16 protein-coding genes are annotated in these 16135 nt (G+C 64.7%); 7 read left to right on the top strand and 9 right to left on the bottom strand.

Annotation, left to right across the window (positions count from 1 at the left end; all coding sequences use genetic code 11):
- Positions 1 to 145: 145 nt before the first annotated feature.
- From P6U28_RS23470 to pqqA, 7 genes are all read right to left on the bottom strand, one after another.
- Positions 146 to 823 carry a hypothetical protein gene (locus tag P6U28_RS23470; RefSeq protein WP_407119999.1) on the bottom strand — a complete coding sequence of 226 codons (678 nt, stop codon included), beginning with the start codon at positions 821 to 823 and terminating at the stop codon, positions 146 to 148.
- A gap of 88 nt (positions 824 to 911) precedes the next feature.
- Entirely contained in the window at positions 912 to 1919 is a 1008-nt protein-coding gene (pip, locus tag P6U28_RS23465; protein WP_407119998.1) for a prolyl aminopeptidase, read from the bottom strand.
- Positions 1909 to 3102, bottom strand: coding sequence for a pyrroloquinoline quinone biosynthesis protein PqqE (gene pqqE / locus P6U28_RS23460; protein ID WP_407119997.1), 1194 nt, complete (start codon positions 3100 to 3102; stop codon positions 1909 to 1911). The genes pip and pqqE overlap by 11 nt, the downstream gene beginning before the upstream one ends.
- A complete protein-coding gene (gene pqqD, locus P6U28_RS23455; protein WP_407119996.1) occupies positions 3099 to 3410 on the bottom strand; it encodes a pyrroloquinoline quinone biosynthesis peptide chaperone PqqD in 312 nt (103 codons plus the stop codon). Before pqqD ends, pqqE begins: the two co-directional genes overlap by 4 nt.
- Before the next feature lie 12 nt (positions 3411 to 3422).
- Positions 3423 to 4178: a pyrroloquinoline-quinone synthase PqqC gene (gene pqqC / locus P6U28_RS23450; RefSeq protein WP_407123103.1), complete on the bottom strand. Its 756-nt coding sequence runs from the start codon at positions 4176 to 4178 to the stop codon at positions 3423 to 3425.
- Positions 4179 to 4198: 20 nt separating this feature from the next.
- On the bottom strand, positions 4199 to 5128 hold the full coding sequence (pqqB, locus tag P6U28_RS23445; RefSeq protein WP_407119995.1) for a pyrroloquinoline quinone biosynthesis protein PqqB: 930 nt from the start codon (positions 5126 to 5128) through the stop codon (positions 4199 to 4201).
- Positions 5129 to 5260: 132 nt separating this feature from the next.
- Entirely contained in the window at positions 5261 to 5341 is an 81-nt protein-coding gene (gene pqqA / locus P6U28_RS23440) for a pyrroloquinoline quinone precursor peptide PqqA (protein ID WP_007595659.1), read from the bottom strand.
- Positions 5342 to 5603: 262 nt separating this feature from the next.
- Here pqqA and P6U28_RS23435 point away from each other — a divergent pair, with 262 nt between their 5' ends.
- The 5 genes from P6U28_RS23435 (at position 5604) to tarD (ending at position 9547) form a co-directional block, all read left to right on the top strand.
- Positions 5604 to 5861 carry a DUF6894 family protein gene (locus P6U28_RS23435; protein ID WP_122401869.1) on the top strand — a complete coding sequence of 86 codons (258 nt, stop codon included), beginning with the start codon at positions 5604 to 5606 and terminating at the stop codon, positions 5859 to 5861.
- A gap of 211 nt (positions 5862 to 6072) precedes the next feature.
- Positions 6073 to 7473, top strand: coding sequence for an amidase family protein (locus P6U28_RS23430; protein WP_407119994.1), 1401 nt, complete (start codon positions 6073 to 6075; stop codon positions 7471 to 7473).
- A 2-nt stretch (positions 7474 to 7475) separates the two neighbouring features.
- On the top strand, positions 7476 to 7952 hold the full coding sequence (locus P6U28_RS23425) for a glutathione peroxidase (RefSeq protein WP_407119993.1): 477 nt from the start codon (positions 7476 to 7478) through the stop codon (positions 7950 to 7952).
- 11 nt (positions 7953 to 7963) lie between these two features.
- Positions 7964 to 8206: a DUF3297 family protein gene (locus P6U28_RS23420; protein WP_035730878.1), complete on the top strand. Its 243-nt coding sequence runs from the start codon at positions 7964 to 7966 to the stop codon at positions 8204 to 8206.
- 171 nt (positions 8207 to 8377) lie between these two features.
- The gene (tarD, locus tag P6U28_RS23415) at positions 8378 to 9547 is read left to right on the top strand and encodes a D(-)-tartrate dehydratase (protein ID WP_407119992.1); all 1170 of its coding nucleotides are present in this window, start codon (positions 8378 to 8380) and stop codon (positions 9545 to 9547) included.
- A gap of 112 nt (positions 9548 to 9659) precedes the next feature.
- Here the strand turns inward: tarD and P6U28_RS23410 are convergent, their stop codons facing one another.
- On the bottom strand, positions 9660 to 11012 hold the full coding sequence (locus tag P6U28_RS23410; protein WP_122401874.1) for a malonyl-CoA decarboxylase: 1353 nt from the start codon (positions 11010 to 11012) through the stop codon (positions 9660 to 9662).
- Between the two features lie 297 nt (positions 11013 to 11309).
- On the bottom strand, positions 11310 to 12110 hold the full coding sequence (locus tag P6U28_RS23405) for a helix-turn-helix transcriptional regulator (RefSeq protein WP_162500162.1): 801 nt from the start codon (positions 12108 to 12110) through the stop codon (positions 11310 to 11312).
- 63 nt (positions 12111 to 12173) lie between these two features.
- Between P6U28_RS23405 and P6U28_RS23400 the strand changes: the two genes are divergently transcribed.
- Both P6U28_RS23400 and P6U28_RS23395 read left to right on the top strand, forming a co-directional pair.
- Entirely contained in the window at positions 12174 to 13346 is a 1173-nt protein-coding gene (locus P6U28_RS23400; RefSeq protein ID WP_407119991.1) for an MFS transporter, read from the top strand.
- Between the two features lie 431 nt (positions 13347 to 13777).
- Entirely contained in the window at positions 13778 to 16030 is a 2253-nt protein-coding gene (locus tag P6U28_RS23395; RefSeq protein ID WP_407119990.1) for a cation:proton antiporter, read from the top strand.
- Positions 16031 to 16135: the final 105 nt, after the last annotated feature.

The raw sequence follows: 16135 nt of genomic DNA, 5'->3' as shown, positions 1-16135 counted from the left end.
TCATTAGGTTAGCTTATTAGAACCACTCCGAAGTACAACGGCAAATTTGCGCGCTTCCGCTCTTTCATGGGAGCCAAGCGCGCACAGCATCAATGGCCGCACGCAATGTGCGTGCGGTGCAACATGCTGCGATGGGGATGCGGGTTCAGCTGCGTGCGATATCGCTCTTCGCGAGGTCCCACATCAGGCAATAGGTGCCGACGGAGATCGGAAGCGGGAAGGGCGCCGCAGCCGGACCGGTGAAGCGCTCGGCGATGACGGCGGAGACCGCGCCGACATGCGTGCCGTCGATCAGCACGAACCAGTCGCGCGCGCCCTCGTTGCGCGCCGCCGGTATTTCCGCCGTTGCACCCGACAATTCCGGTTCGCTTTCGAGCAGATGCATCGAGATGATGCCGTCGCGCTCGTCCGGCGTCAGTCTCTCTTGCAGTGCATCACGCCAGGACGCTGCATTGTCGGGCGTCGGCCGCAGCCGTACAATGCCGAGCGCAGCGCCGCGTCCGGTGCCCTTGCTGATCGTGATGCGTGCGACGACCCGGAGCATGTCCTTGAAGCGCGCCATGGTCTGCCGCGACCAGTCGGTCGGGTTCGCGAGCCGCGCCTTGTAGGCGGGACTATCGAGCACGTCGAGCCTCGCGGTCGAGTACAGGCACAGATATTTGGGATTGGCGGCATGCGCGACATAGCGCCGCGCTTCGAGGAATCCGTCGATCGCGACACGCTCTTCCAGATGCTCGCGATCGTACCAACGGTTGAAATCGATCTCATCGGCGGCGTCGATATTCATCGACGTCAGCAGCATGCCTTTCCCGGCGAGCGGCATTGTTCTTGTCCTTCCATGCTAGCCCCTCATGGTGAGGAGCGCGTCTCTCGGCCTTCATCCTTCGAGACGCGCGCGAAGGGCGCGCTCCTCAGGATGAGGGGCTAGATCCTTGTCGCGGAATCTTCGAAGCAAGGTCGGCGATCGACTTCATGACGGCATCCCTCACGCCGCCATCATAAAGCGAATGTCCGGCCTCTTCCACGATGCGAAGCTCGGAACCGGACCAGACTTTCGCAAGGGCCTGGGACGTCGCGGGAGGACACAACAGATCATAGCGCCCCTGCACGATAATGCCGGGAATGCCTTCGAGCCGGCCCGCGTTTCGCAGCAGCTGGTTTTCGCTCATGAAGCTGTCGTTGACGAAATAATGCGCCTCCATGAACGGCGTCGCCGGCAGCGTCCGCCACACGTTCAGCGAGGCCAGGTCCAGCCGTGTCTTTGCGGGCTTGTGCTCCGAGAGCGTGCGCTCGGTGTCGTGCCAGGCCTTCGCCGCCGGGCCGTGCACGGCCGGATCGGCATCGAGGATGCGGCGCCAATAGGCCTCCACCGGCCGGTCGCGTTCTTCCCGAGGCAGCGCGCTGAGGAAATCCTCGTACAGCGCGGGATGGAATTGCGACAGGCGCGAGGTGAAGGCCGTCTCGACCTCGGCCCGCGTGCCGAGAAACGTCGCGCGCAGCGCGATGCCCGACACGCGCTCGGGGTGCGCTTCGGCATAAGCCAGTGCCAGCGTCGCACCCCAGGAGCCGCCGACCACGATCCAGCGCTCGAATCCGAACTTTTCGCGGATCTTCTCCATGTCCGAGATCAGGTGCGCGGTGGTGTTGTGCGCGCGCGATCCCTTGGGACGGCTGCGGCCGCAGCCGCGCTGGTCGAACAGCACGGCGCAGAAGCGATCGGGATCGAACAGCCGGCGATGGTCGGGCTGGCAGCCGCTGCCGGGCCCGCCATGCAGATAGACCGCAGGGATTCCGTCCGCGCGCCCGATGCTCTCGACATAGAGCTCATGGCCGTCGCCGACATCGAGCATGTCCGCGGTCAGCGGCGCAAAAGGATCGGCGCGCCTGATCGAGCTGGCTGCGTCGGCGTCAGGCGTCATTCTCGGATTCCAGCGTGCCGCCGGCGAAGTTGCGATACAGGAAGCGGTTGGTCTCGCCCTCGGCCTCGCGCTCGGCCTGCTTGAAGATGGTCTCGTGCAACGGCGACAGCGCGCAGGCCGGGTCGGTGTTGGCGGCATCGCCCGTCAGCGCAAAGGCCTGGCAGCGGCAGCCGCCGAAATCGATCTCGCGGAAATCGCAAGACTTGCACGGCTCCTTCATCCAGCCGGTGCCGCGATAGCGGTTGAAGGCCTCCGAGTTCTGCCAGATCCAGGCGATCGAATGGTTGGAACGCACCGATTCGAACTCGAGCCCGGTGATGCTCTCGGCGGCGTGGCAGGGCAGCACCTTGCCGGCGGGCGAGATGTTGAAGAACTGCCGGCCCCAGCCGCCCATGCATTTCTTCGGCCGTAGCGCGTAATAATCGGGCACGACGTAGTCGATGGTCAGCCGGCCCTTCAGCCGCTCGCGCGCCTCCTCGACCAGGCGGGTGCATTCGTCCAGCTGCGCCACAGTCGGCATCAAGGCAGCGCGGTTCTTCAGCGCCCAGCCGTAATATTGCACGTTGGCGACCTCGAGCCGGTCGGCGTCGAGATCGAGGGCCATCTGGATGATATCAGGGAGATGGTGCAGGTTCTGCCGGTGCATCACCGCGTTCACGGTGAGCGGCAGATCGAGCTCGCGCGTCCATTTCGCCACTTCGAGCTTCTTGCGATGAGCGTTCTTGTAACCGGCGACGCGATCGGCGAGGCCTTCCTCGACACCCTGGAACGAGATCTGCACATGGCAGAGCCCGGCATCCGCCAGATCGCTCAAGCGTTCGCGCGTCAGCAGCACGGCCGAGGTGATCAGATTGGTGTAGAGGCCGGCGTCGCTCGCATGCTTGACCAGCTCGACCAGGTCCTTGCGCGCCGTCGGCTCGCCGCCGGAGAAATGCACCTGCAGCACGCCAATCTCGGCGAGCTCGCTCAACACCTTCTTCCATTCCTCGGTGGTCAGCTCCTTGCCGGAGCGGTCGAGCTCGACCGGGTTGGAGCAATAGGGGCATTGCAGCGGGCAGCGATGGGTGATCTCGAGCAACACCGCGAGCGGGATGCCAAAAGCCTCCGCCGTCGAGCGCTGCTTCTCCAGCACCGCGAGGCTGTCGCTGGTCTCTGGCGGGATGTTGCCCAGCACGTCGCTCATGACGTCTTCTCCCGGGCTTCGGTGAGAAAGCCCTTGTCGGCGAGATCCTGCAGCATGGCGATGACATCGGTGAGGATCGCCTCGCGCGGCGCGGCATATTTCGCGGCCAACTGATCTGCGACGTCGCAGACGCTGCGCTCGCCGTTGCAGAGCTGCAGCACCTCGACCGCGATCTCGTCCGGCGCCAGCACCCGTTCCGGCGCCAGGATCACCCAGACCTTGCGGGTCTCGTCAAACTTCAGCTTGGCATGCCGCGGCAGCACGGGGCGGCTTGCCTCGCTGACGCTGATGTTCCGCGGCCCAGCCATCGATCCTCCTCTTCAGCTCGCTTTGGGCACGAAGGCGCCCGGCGGAATGTGGCCCTCGACATAGGCATGCTGGAGCGCATCGAGCTGCACCCACAGCACGTTGGTCTTGAAGATCAGCGCGTTGCAGACCTGCGCGCGCTGCTCCGGCGTCGTGGCGTGCGTCTTGACATAATGAAGCGCGAAATTGGCATCGCGCGGTGCCTGGGTCAGGCGGCGCTTGAAGTAGCTCATGATATCAGGATTGACGAAGTCGTAATGCTCCAGCATGCCGGAGATGCGCTCTTCATGCAGGTTCGGTGCGAACAGCTCGGTGAGCGAGGAGGCAATCGCCTCCAGCGGGCTTTTTTCGCGGCAGAAGTGGACATAGGCCTCCACCGCAAAGCGCGTCGCCGGCAAGATGCCTTCGGTGGATTCGACGTAAGCGGTGTCGAGGCCAAGCCCTTCAGTCAGCTTGAGCCAGCGTTCGATTCCACCCTCGCTGCCGACATCGCCGTCATGGTCTTCGATGCGGTGGCGCCATTCCACGCGCGTGGCGCGGTCGCGGAAGCGCGAGATCACCACCGCGTCCTTCATCGGGATGGTGCTCTGGTAATAGTAGCGGTTGAGCGCCCAGGCCTGCACCTGGCCCTTGTTGAGCTTGCCGCCATGCAAGAGCTTGTGGAACGGATGCAGGCTGTGATAGCGCGTCGCCCCGATATGGCGCAGCGTCGCCTCGAGCTCCTCGGCAGAGTTGAGCTTGATGTCCTTGCCGATCGAGAGCGCGGTCATTCCAGTCAATGATGCGGCATTCACAGCACGATCTCCGTTCCATCCGCGGGTATCTGCCAGCCCGCCTCCTCAGTGATCTTGCGCTCGGGCGAGTCGGGCAGCAGCGCCGGATTCGAGTTATTGATATGCAGAAACAGCTTCCTGTCGATATTGAGGTCGGCCAGCCGTGCGATGGCGCCGTCGTCGCCGGACATGGCGACATGTCCCATGCTCTTGCCGGTCTTGTGGCCGAGGCCGGCCCTGATCATCTCGTCGTCGCGCCAGACCGTGCCGTCGAAGAACACCAGCGCCGCGCCGTCGATCTCGGCCTTCAGCGCGTCGGTCACCTCGGCGCAGGCCGCAATGAAGTAGAAGAACTTGCCCGTGGCCTTGTCGGTGATCTTCAGGCCCAGAGTGTCGCCGTCGCCGCTCCCGCCGCCCGGATGCACCTTGCCTTCGAGATACCAGGCCGACTTGCCGGGCACCGCGAAGGGTAGCACCTCCAGCCCGGAGCGCGCCCCATCCGGCAGCCGGGGCTCGAACGGCTCACTGACACCGATCGGCTGGCGCCGCACGTTCTTCTCATTCAGCACATTGAAGATGCTGTTGCTGGCAAGGATCGCCAGCACCTTCTCGTGCGCATACACCGTAAAGGGCGAGCCCTCGCGCATCGACAGCAGGCCGGCTACGGCATCGACTTCGCCGTTGGTCAAAATCACGCCCGCAATCGGCGTGTGACGCAGTGCGCCCGCCTTGGGGTGCAGCTGCGGCGTGGCATTCAATTGCTGCCGCAGGTCGGGAGAGGCGTTGATCAGGAACCAGTGCTCGCCGTCACCGCTGAAGGCGACCGAGGCTTGGGTCCTTTGAAGCTCGTGGCCGTCGCTGCGGGCCGCTCGGCAACCCTCGCAGCCGCAATTCCATTGCGGAACTCCGCCGCCGGCCCCGGCGCCCAGGACGACGACGCGAAGCATGATCCGTCTCCTGGAGGCAAATTCGCGAGGTGGATCTCAGGCCGACACAAAAGCTGTCTTCCGGACATCATCGTGACCGAAAGAAGTCGGGCCGAAAGATCCACCTGCGCAGAACGCGATCTCACCAACCGCTTACTTGCGGGTGGCGCTCACATACATGTTGATTTCCATGCCGCAGGGCACTTCGACGATCTTCGGGGCTTTCCAGGCCATTTCGGCTCTCCATCTTGCGAATTCGGGACGTATCCGCCCGCCCGTTACACTAATGCTGGCGGAAAAGTTCGCCAGTGAAATTTTCCCGACCTAGGTAGTAGCCAGCGGAATTGTTGCACTGCAAAGTGAGCGCATTGCGGCCGTAAAGATGAACGAATGCCGTCCGCAAAATCGCCGATAGGTCGTGATCCCTGTCGGGATAAACGAGTTGTGAGTATGCAACGGCTTCTGTTCGGCTCCAGGCGACCCCATTGGATCAGGCATGCCCAGATATTTCTTCAACACCCGTATCGGCGACGAATTGATCGTGGATCCCGACGGCGAGGACCTGCGTAACCCCGATCGCGCCTGGGAGGTCGCGCGCCAGATGATCCTTGAGGTCGTGAAGTCGGAAGGCACCCAACGGGCCTTGCTGGACGCGGTGATCGAGGTGACCGATACCGACGGCGAGATCGTGCTGGAGTTTCCCTTCACCGAGGCCCTGCTGGATATGCCGGACCAGTCGGCGACGAAGCATTAGCCGGACGCGCGGTCGGGTAAGGGGCCCGCCGCTCTCTCCACCGTGATTGCGAGCCAACGGGACCGCGCGAAGCGCGGCCCGATGACAGGCTCTGCGAAGCAATGCAGAATGAGGCACCAGCCAGCGCCAAACCTGCCCTTCACCCCCGCGAAATCCGCATGGCTTTGCCGCGTTGCCGGCGCTAAAAGACGCCGGTCATACGGAGCAAACCATGCAAGACCTCTGGCGCCTGTCGGCCGCCGACCTCGCCACCCTCGTCAAGTCCAAGAAAGTCTCTGCCAGGGAGGCCGCGCGGGCTGGCCTCGCGCGGCTCGATGCCGTCAATCCCCAGCTCAATGCCGTGATCGACCACCGGCCCGAGGACGTGCTCAAGCAGGCCGATGCCGTCGATGCGGCCATCGCGCGGGGCGAGGACCCCGGTGTGCTCGCCGGCGTGCCCGTCACCATCAAGGCCAATGTCGACCAGGAAGGCTTTGCCACCACCAACGGCCTGAAGCTCCAGCGCGACCTGATCGCGCGCGAGGACAATCCGGTGGTCGCCAATTTCCGCAAAGCCGGCGCCGTCCTGCTCGGCCGCACCAATTGTCCGGCCTTCTCCTACCGCTGGTTCACCACCAATCTGATCCATGGCGACACCAAGAATCCCCGCGACGCTTCGCTGACCCCGGGCGGCTCCTCCGGCGGCGCCGGCTCGGCGGTCGCGGCCGGCATCGGCCACATCGCCCATGGCACCGACATCGCCGGCTCGATCCGCTATCCCGCCTATGCCTGCGGTGTGCACGGATTGCGCCCGACGCTCGGCCGCATCCCCGCCTTCAACCCGGCACTGCCGGAGCGCCCGATCGGGCCGCAGATCATGGCGGTGTCAGGCCCGCTGGCGCGCACGGTCAACGATTTGCGCATCTCGCTCGAAGCAATGTCCGCCCGTGACGTCCGCGACCCCTGGTTCGTGCCGGTGCCGCTGCAAGGCCCGACACGGGAAAAGCGCGCCGCGCTCTGCCTCAATCCGGGCGGCCTTGCCACCACGCCGGAGGTGAAGGCGGCGGTGAGCGATGCCGGCAAGCGCCTCGAACGCGCCGGCTGGACCGTCGACATCATCGCGGACACGCCGCCAATGCGCGAGGCGGTCGAGTGGCAAATAAAACTCTGGCTCGGCGACGGTTATGAGGCGCAGCTGGAAATGGCCGAGCGCGAGGGCGATCCCGGCGCGCTGGCCTGTCTGCGCGGCAACCGCACAAGGGTCACGCCGATGGACCAGGCCAATTACGCCAAGGCGCTGACCCGAAGAGCCACGCTGACCCGCGAATGGATGCTGTTCTTCGAAAGATATTCGGTGCTGCTGACGCCGGTCTCAGGCGAGTTGCCGTTCCCGGATCATCTCGACCGCAAGGACGACGAATCCTTCAAGCGCGTCTGGGAAGCGCAGCTGCCGCAGATCGCCATTCCCTTCATGGGCTTGCCGGGCCTCGTCGTCTCCACCGGACTCGTCGGCAAGGCCCCGGTCGGTGTGCACATCGTTTCCGGCCGCTATCGCGAGGATCTCTGTCTGCTGGCAGGTGAAGCGATCGAGGCCGGCGGCGTGCCGCCGTCGCCGATCGATCCCGCGGGCTAGCGATGAGCACCATCTACGACTTCAAGGCCAACTCGCTTGCCGGCGAGGAGGTGCAGATGCGCCGGTTCGAGGGGCAGGTGCTGTTGATCGTCAACACCGCGAGCAAATGCGGCTTCACGCCGCAATATCGCGGTCTCGAGGATCTCTATCGCGACCTCTCCCCGCGCGGTTTCTCGGTGCTCGGCTTTCCCTGCAACCAGTTCGGCGCGCAGGAGCCGGGGCAGGCGAGCGAGATCCAGGAGTTCTGCTCGACCCATTACGACGTCACCTTCCCGCTGTTCGAGAAGATCGACGTCAACGGGCCGAAGGCGCATCCTCTGTACGAGTACCTGAAACGTCAGCAATCCGGCCTGTTGGGCGCCTCCATCAAATGGAATTTCACCAAATTCCTGGTGGACCGTAAGGGCCGCGTGGTCGCCCGCTACGCGCCGACCGCACGGCCCGAAGGATTGCGGCAGCAAATCGAAACACTGTTGTGAGCGAGACAAGCATGAGCGACGAATTTCCCGACCGCCTGTCGGTCGACCCGAACAGCCCGTACTACAACGCGGACATCCTGGCGCGCGACGTCGGCATCCGCTTCAAGGGCATCGAGAAGACCAATGTCGAGGAGTATTGCATCAGCGAAGGCTGGGTCCGCGTCACCGCAGGGAACGCCAAGGACCGCTACGGCAACCCGCTGACCATCAAGGTGCACGGTCCGGTGGAGCCGTATTTCCGGGATAAGAAATAGTTTGAACTGAGCGCGCGCCGCTCTCTCCTCGTCATTGCGAGGAGCTCGCGACAAAATTGCGCAGCAATTTTGCGCGGATGCGATCAAGCAATCCAGGATCTTTCCGCGGTGACAATCCGGATTGCTTCGCTTCGCTCGCAATGACGACAACAACCACCAAAGGCCAACCCCATGTCCGTCCGCATCACCGACGTCCGCGAGATCACAAAACCGATCTCGTCCCCGATCCGCAACGCCTATATCGACTTCACCAAGATGACGACGAGCTTAGTTGCCGTCGTCACCGACGTCGTTCGTGACGGCAAGCGCGTCGTCGGCTACGGCTTCAACTCCAACGGCCGTTACGGGCAGGGTGGCCTGATCCGCGAGCGCTTTGCCTCGCGCATTCTCGAAGCCGATCCGAAGTCGCTGCTCAATATCGCCGGCGACAATCTCGACCCCGACAAGGTCTGGGGCGCGATGATGACCAACGAGAAGCCCGGCGGTCATGGCGAGCGCTCGGTCGCGGTCGGCACCATCGACATGGCGGTGTGGGATGCGACGGCGAAGATCGCCGGCAAGCCGCTGTTCCGCCTGCTCGCCGAACGCCACGGCGTCACCGCCAATCCGCGCGTCTTCGTCTACGCCGCCGGCGGCTACTATTATCCCGGCAAGGATCTTTCGATGCTGCGCGGCGAGATGCGCGGCTATCTCGATCGCGGCTACAACGTCGTCAAGATGAAGATCGGCGGCGCGCCGATCGACGAGGATCGTACGCGTATCGAGGCGGTGCTGAAGGAGATCGGCAACGACGCGCAACTCGCCGTCGACGCCAACGGCCGCTTCGATCTGGAAACGGGAATCGCCTACGCAAAAATGCTGCGCGACTATCCCCTGTTCTGGTACGAGGAGGCCGGCGATCCCCTCGACTACGCGCTGCAGGCGGCGCTCGCCGAATTCTATCCGGCTCCCATGGCGACAGGCGAAAACTTGTTCAGCCACCAGGACGTCCGCAACCTGATCCGCTACGGCGGCATGCGCCCCGATCGCGACTGGCTGCAATTCGACTGCGCGCTGTCCTACGGCCTGTGCGAATACGAGCGCACGCTCGAGGTGCTGAAGACCTACGGCTGGTCCCCCAGCCGCTGCATACCGCACGGCGGCCACCAGATGTCACTCAACATCGCCGCCGGCCTCGGCTTAGGCGGCAACGAAAGCTACCCCGACCTGTTTCAGCCCTACGGCGGCTTCCCGGACGGCGTCCGCGTCGAGAACGGCCACATCACCATGCCCGAGCTTGCAGGCATCGGCTTCGAAGGCAAGTCCGATCTCTACAAGGAAATGAAGGCGCTGGCGGAGTAGCCCGACTGTGGCGACACACACGTCATTGCGAGCGAAGCGATCCAGAATCTTACCGCGGAGGCAAGTCTGGATTGCTTCGCTGTGCTCGCAACGACGCTGTGACGCGGCCTCTTTACGACAGCCGCATGTCCAGCAGCCTTCGTCCCTCGCCCTTCAGCAGCTTCTTCACCGCACTGGACGCCACCACCTCGCCGTCGTTCGCATAGGCCTCGTGGTTCTTCTCGATGTCGTCGAGGCGGTAGAGGTAGTTGACCATCACGCCGGCGGACTCCCGCACGCCCTTGGGCGAGAGGTCGCCCATCCAGTTGATGCGCTCGAGCCGGGCACCGTTGCCGAGATGGAAGCGGGCGACGGAATCGATCAGCCGGCCCTTCGGCGTGCGCGCCCTCAGGAAATAGTAGGCGGCGAGCGGCTCCAGCACGCCGCGAAGCAGTGCCGCCGTCTCGGGGCTTTCGAACCATTTGGGGTCATCGAGACGCTTCAGCGCCTCGCGGTCCTCGTCCGCCAGCGGCAGCTCCTTGTCCTGCTTCACCCAGGCCATGAAGCCGGGCACCGGCGACAGCGTCACGAAGGTGTCGAGCTTCGGCAATTCGCGGCGCAGCTCCTCCACCACCTGCTTGATCAGGAAGCTGCCGAAGGAGATGCCGCCCAGGCCGCGCTGGGTGTTGGAGATCGAATAGAACACGGCGGTGCGCGCCTTCTCGATGGGAAGGTGCTGGCGGTCGACCGCGAGCAGCGGCGCGATCGCGCCCGGGATCGTCTCTGTCAGCGCCACCTCGACGAAGATCAGGGGCTCGTCCACCATTGCGGGATGGAAGAAGGCGTAGCAGCGGCGGTCGACCGGGTCGATACGGCGGCGCAGATCGTCCCAGTCGGAGATCTCATGCACGGCTTCGTAACGGATGATCTTTTCGAGGATGTTGGCCGGGGTCGACCAGTCGATCCTGCGCAGCACGAGAAACCCCCTGTTGAACCACGAAGAGAGAAGATGCGAGACGTCGCGGTCGAGCGCGGCGAGATCGGTGTGCCCGTTCATCATGCCGAGCAGATCGGCGCGCATCTTGACGAGGTCGCCGGTGCCACCCGGCGCGCGGTTGAGGCGGCGGATCAGTTCCTGCCGCCGCGGCTCGGAGGCGAAGTGCAGGGCACTGGCATCCTCGTCGCTCGGCTTGGCGCGCCATTGTTCGATCGCCTTGGAAAGTCGTTCCCGGTCGGGGCCGAAAAAGCGCACCAATCCTTCGAAAAAGGCGCGGCGTCCCGCCGCATCCAGCTCCTGATAGAGATCGAGCACCTCGCGCGCCATGGCGGTGCCGGAGGCTTCGCCCCGGCCGGACAGCAGCGCGCCGCAAAGCTCGAGCAGTCCATCGGCATCTCGTTTGGTGTCCGAGGCGTCGCCGCGGCGAAGCAGCGTGCGGCCGCGCTCGGAGATGGTGGCGAGCAGGTCGGAGAAGAAGGCGTTGGCCATCTGGGCTTTCGATTCAGGTTTGTGCGTTGCGGAAGCTTACATGGGATTTGGGCAGAAGCCGATCACAATCAAGGAGGGGGATGCGGCATCTTTAGTTGGAGTGTGCGTTTGGCGAATGACGGCATGTTCAGACCAGCGGGATTTGGAGAACGTGGCGGCCACCTCACCCGCCGCCATTGCAAGCGCAGCGAAGCAAATCCAGACTGCCTCCGAGGAGGGATTCCGGATTGCGTCGTCGCATCCGCGCAATGACGGGGGAGAGAGTTACGCAAGGCGCTCGCAATGACGAGATTGGGGCTACCCCTTCCCCGCAAACTCCGTCGGCGTCCGCCCCGTCACCTGGCGGAACGCCGCCGAGAACGCCGGCACGCTCGCATAGCCAAGCTGCGTGGCGAGCTGTTTCACCGAGACATTCGCATCCGTCGACAGCCGCTGGATCGCAGCCGCAATCCGCGCGCGCTGGCACCAGCTCTTGAAGCTGAGCTGCGTCTCGGTCGAGAACAGCCGCGACAGCGTCCGCACGGAGGTTCCGACCGCGCGCGCCAAGGTGTCGATGTCGTGCAGGCCGGTAGGATCGTCGAGCACGATCATCGCGGCGCGGCGGCAGCGCACTTCGCGCGGCAGCGGCACGAACGTCGTGGAATCCTCGGCCTGGTGCAATTCCAGCATCACCAGGCGCACCAGCAGTTCGGTGCGCTCCTCGGTGTTGCCTGCATCGAACAACGCGAGGATCGCCTGATTGAGCAGCGGTGACACCCGCACCACGAATTCCCTGGTCAGGCCGTCATAGCGCTGCTGGCGCTTCAGCCAGGACAGGTCGAAATACAGCGTGCGCATCTCGATGTCGGCGAGCAGGTCGATGGCGTGCTCGAGCCCGGCCGGCACCCAGACCGCCCGGTCCGGCGGCACCAGCCAGCGTCCCCCGGGCGTCGTCACCTGCATGGTGCCCCTGGTCGCATAGATCAGCTGCGCCTCGCGGTGCAGGTGCGGCTCGATCCGCATCCCCTTGGGATAATCGCGGGCGACCAGGTGCACGCCCGCGGGCGAGCGGTGGTTGCTCCGGACCTCGCGGAGGATTGGCGTTTCCAAGACAGTCATTGGCAGCATCCCGTCATTCGCAAGACATATACCTCATTTTCGGAGCAGGAGAGGATTCGGGAAATGAACAGCCCCAGCCGGGTCATCAGTTTCGTCAATGCAGGCCATTTCATCGACCATTATTCGATGCTGATCTTCGCCGCCGCCGTCATCATCATGGGCCCGGCGCTCGGCATGGCCTATTCGGAACTCCTGCCTTACGCGACGCCGGGCTTCGTTGCCTTCGGGGCGGGCTCGCTGCTCACCGGCTGGCTCGGGGATCGCTGGAGCCGCCGTCACATGATGCTGATCTTCTTCATCGGCATCGGCGCCTCCATGATCGCGGTCGGCTTCGTGCAGACTCCCGTGCAGCTCGGCGCCGCGCTGCTCGCCATCGGCATCTTCGCCTCGATCTATCATCCCGTCGGCACTGCCATGATCGTGTCCTATGCCGACCGGCTCGGTCGCGAGATGGGCATCAACGGCGTCTGGGGCAATCTCGGCGTCGCCTCGTCGGCCCTGGTCACCGGCGTGATCGGCCAGTATCTCGGCTGGCGCTTTGCGTTCATCGTTCCCGGCGTGGTCACGATCCTGATCGGCATCGGCTTCGCGATGAGCGTCGTGCATGAGGACCGCAAGGGCTCGAAGCAGGCGGCGGCCCAGGCGCGGGTGGCAAAACAGGACATGTGGCGCGTGGTGCTGTCGCTGCTGATCGTGGTGATCGCGATCTCCACGACCTTCAACGCCGTCACAGTCGCGCTGCCAAAGCTGTTCGCCGAGCGGCTCGCTGATCTCACCGAAAGCCCGGCGCTGCTCGGGGTCATCGCCGCCTGCGTCTACGTGTTCGGCGCGATGACGCAATATACGATCGGCCGGCTGCTCGACCGCTACTCGCTGAAGACGGTGGCGCTGCCGCTGTCCTTCATGCTGGCGCCGTTCCTGTATCTGGCCGCGAGCCTGAACAATCTGCCGCTGATCGTGGTCTCGATCGGCATCGTCATGGGCGCGTTCGGCCAGGTCACGGTGAACGATGCCATGGTCGGCAAGTACACCACCGAGGAGTGGCGCTCGCGCGCCTATGCCGTGCGCTATTTCGTCGGCTTCACCGCGGCCGGCGCCTCCGTCGGCCTGGTCGCCTGGCTCTACGAGCAGGGCGGCTTCGTCACCATGCTGCACGCCTTCGCCGCCCTCTGCCTGCTCGCGATCGCCGCCGCGCTGATTCTGCCGCGCGAGATCAGGACGCCGCAGCCGGCGTGAGAGGCGCGCGTGTCCCGGACAAGCTGTAACGCATTGGCGTTGCTGCGCAGAGCCGGGACCCAGAAAAAAATTACAGGCGAGTGTCTCGGCGGCATGGGCCCCGCCTCAGCAGCGCACCGTCGAAGAGACGCTGCGCTGCGCCCGCAATGACGGGGAATGTGGCGGGCGGCGGGATCTGCGGCGGTACTTCCCCCGCTGCCTGCCCATTATCCCATTCTGCCAGTGTTTTGCCCGACGGAGCAAGTCGTTTCGGCAAGTCCGAAATTTCGTGAGGTTTTTCAACCCCATCTCTACTGTGCATGGGGTCGTTTTCGCACTTTTTGTTTTCGCCCCCTGAACCCGCCGGTGCGGCGGAACCCGCTCTGCCTTCCGCGGGTTCTATCCCCTGTGGCCCCGACGCCCGGGATAGATCAAGGGGGAAAGATACCTGCATGCCATGGCGCCTGCTCCGAACGGTCGGCCTTGTCCCCGCGGCGCTTATCCTCACCACCATTGCAGTCGCCGCCGAACGCGGCAAATCGGCCGGACCCTCCGAGCCGCTCCTGATCCTGCAGATCGCGCTGCTGATGGCGCTCGGCCGCGGCCTCGGCGAGATCATGCAGCGGATCGGCCAGCCCTCGGTGATGGGCGAACTGCTCGCCGGCATCATCCTCGGGCCGTCGCTGTTCGGCTGGATCTGGCCGGAGGCGCAAGCCGCGATCTTCCCCAAGACGCCCGAGCAGAAGGCGATGATCGACGGCATCGCGCAAGTGGGCATTCTGCTGCTGCTCTTGCTGACCGGCATGGAGACCGATCTCAAGCTGGTCCGGAAGGTCGGCAAGGCCGCGATCGCGATCTCGATTGCCGGCATCCTGGTGCCCTTCGCCTGCGGCTTCGCACTCGGCGAGTTCCTGCCGGATGCACTGCTGCCCAATCCGCAGGAGCGCCTGGTGGCGTCGTTGTTCATGGGCACGGCGCTGTCGATCTCCTCCGTGAAGATCGTCGCCGTGGTGGTGCGCGAGATGAATTTCATGCGCCGCAATGTCGGGCAGATCATCGTCGCGACCGCCGTCATCGATGACACCATCGGCTGGATCATCATCGCCGTCTTCAGCCTGGCCTCGCACGGCACGCTCGACATCGCCTCGGTGGCCAAAGCCGTGCTGGGGACGCTCGCCTTCCTCGCCATCAGCTTCACGATCGGCCGCCGCCTGGTGTTCCAGCTGATCCGCTGGGCCAACGACAACCTGGTCAGCGCCGCGCCTGTCATCACGGTGATCCTGGTGTTGATGGGCGTCATGGCGCTGATCACGCACCTGATCGGCGTCCACACCGTGCTCGGGGCCTTCGTCGCCGGCATTCTCGTCGGCGAGTCGCCGATCCTGACGCGGCAGATCGACGAGCGCCTGCGCGGCCTGATCTCGAGCTTCTTCATGCCGGTGTTCTTCGGCCTGGCCGGGCTCAGCGCCGACCTCTCGGTGCTGCGCGATCCCAGCCTCCTGATGCTCACCGGACTCCTGGTCGTGATCGCCAGCGTCGGCAAGTTCGGCGGTGCCTTCGTCGGCGGTACCTTGGGAGGGCTGAATGCCAGGGAGTCGCTGGCGCTCGCCAGCGGCATGAATGCGCGCGGCTCGACCGAGGTGATCATCGCAACCATCGGCCTCTCCATCGGCGTGCTCAGTCAGAACCTGTTCACGATGATCGTGACCATGGCAATCGTGACGACGATGGCGATGCCGCCGATGCTGCGCGCGGCGCTGGCCAGGCTGCCGATGAACGAGGAGGAGAAGGAGCGGCTCGAGCGGGAAGAATTCGAGAAGCGCGGCTTCATCGCCAATCTCGAGCGTCCCCTGCTGGCGGTGGACGAGAGCCCCAACGCCACCTTCGCCGCCCACGTCGCCGGCCTGATCGCCGGCATGCGCGGCCTGCCGATCACGGTGCTGCATATCGGCAAGCACGCCGAGGAGCAGGAGAAGGGCCGCCATGAGAGTCACGAAGCCGTGGTCAAGAAGGCCGCCGAAACCGTCTCCGCCAACGGCGATGGCAATGCCGGCAGCATCGACGTCGTCACCCGCACCGGGCGCGCGGAGCTCGGCGAGACCATTGCCGACGAAGCGCGCAAGGGCTTCGACCTCCTGGTCGTCGGCGTCGCCAAGGTGGCCGCCGCCAAGGACCGTTTCGATCGCAAGATCGAGGATATCGCCGCAACGTTCGACGGACCGCTCGCCATCGTGGCCGCCAAAGGCAAGCATCTGAAGCAGCCAATGCCCGATGCGCTCAACATCCTCGTTCCCGTTTCCGGCAGCGCCATTTCCAAGCGCGGTGCGGAGATCGCGGTGGCGCTGGCCGGCTCAGGCTCGCTCCGGGTGATCTATGTGGCGACGACGCGCGACAAGGGCGCACAGCGCGGCACTTCGCGCGGGCTGAGCCAGGAGACGGGCATCCTCAAGGACACCAGCGATCTCGCGGCCCGCTACGACGTCGACATCACCACCACGCTGCGGCTGAACCGGGCGCCGGAGGCCGCGATTCTGCGCGAGATCGATACCACCGACGTCGACCTCGTCGTCATGGGTGTCGACCGCATCCAGGCCGATCACCTTTCCTTCGGCGGCGTCGCCGACGCGGTGCTCAGGCAATCGAAGGTCTCGGTGCTGCTGGTGTCGAGCGGCGAGGCGCGGCAGGCGCCGCCGGAGAAGGCTTAGGCTACATCGAGTTCAGTCCGGCTGCACCTGCGCAGGAGGTGCGCTCCCTCTTGCGCTTGCGGGAGAGGTTTGGGGAGAGGGCTGTCTCCTCATTGAGACACTCCC

The organism is Bradyrhizobium sp. STM 3561 (assembly GCF_045571455.1).
Lineage (GTDB): Bacteria > Pseudomonadota > Alphaproteobacteria > Rhizobiales > Xanthobacteraceae > Bradyrhizobium > Bradyrhizobium vignae.
This window is presented reverse-complemented; position numbering and strand designations above follow the sequence as displayed.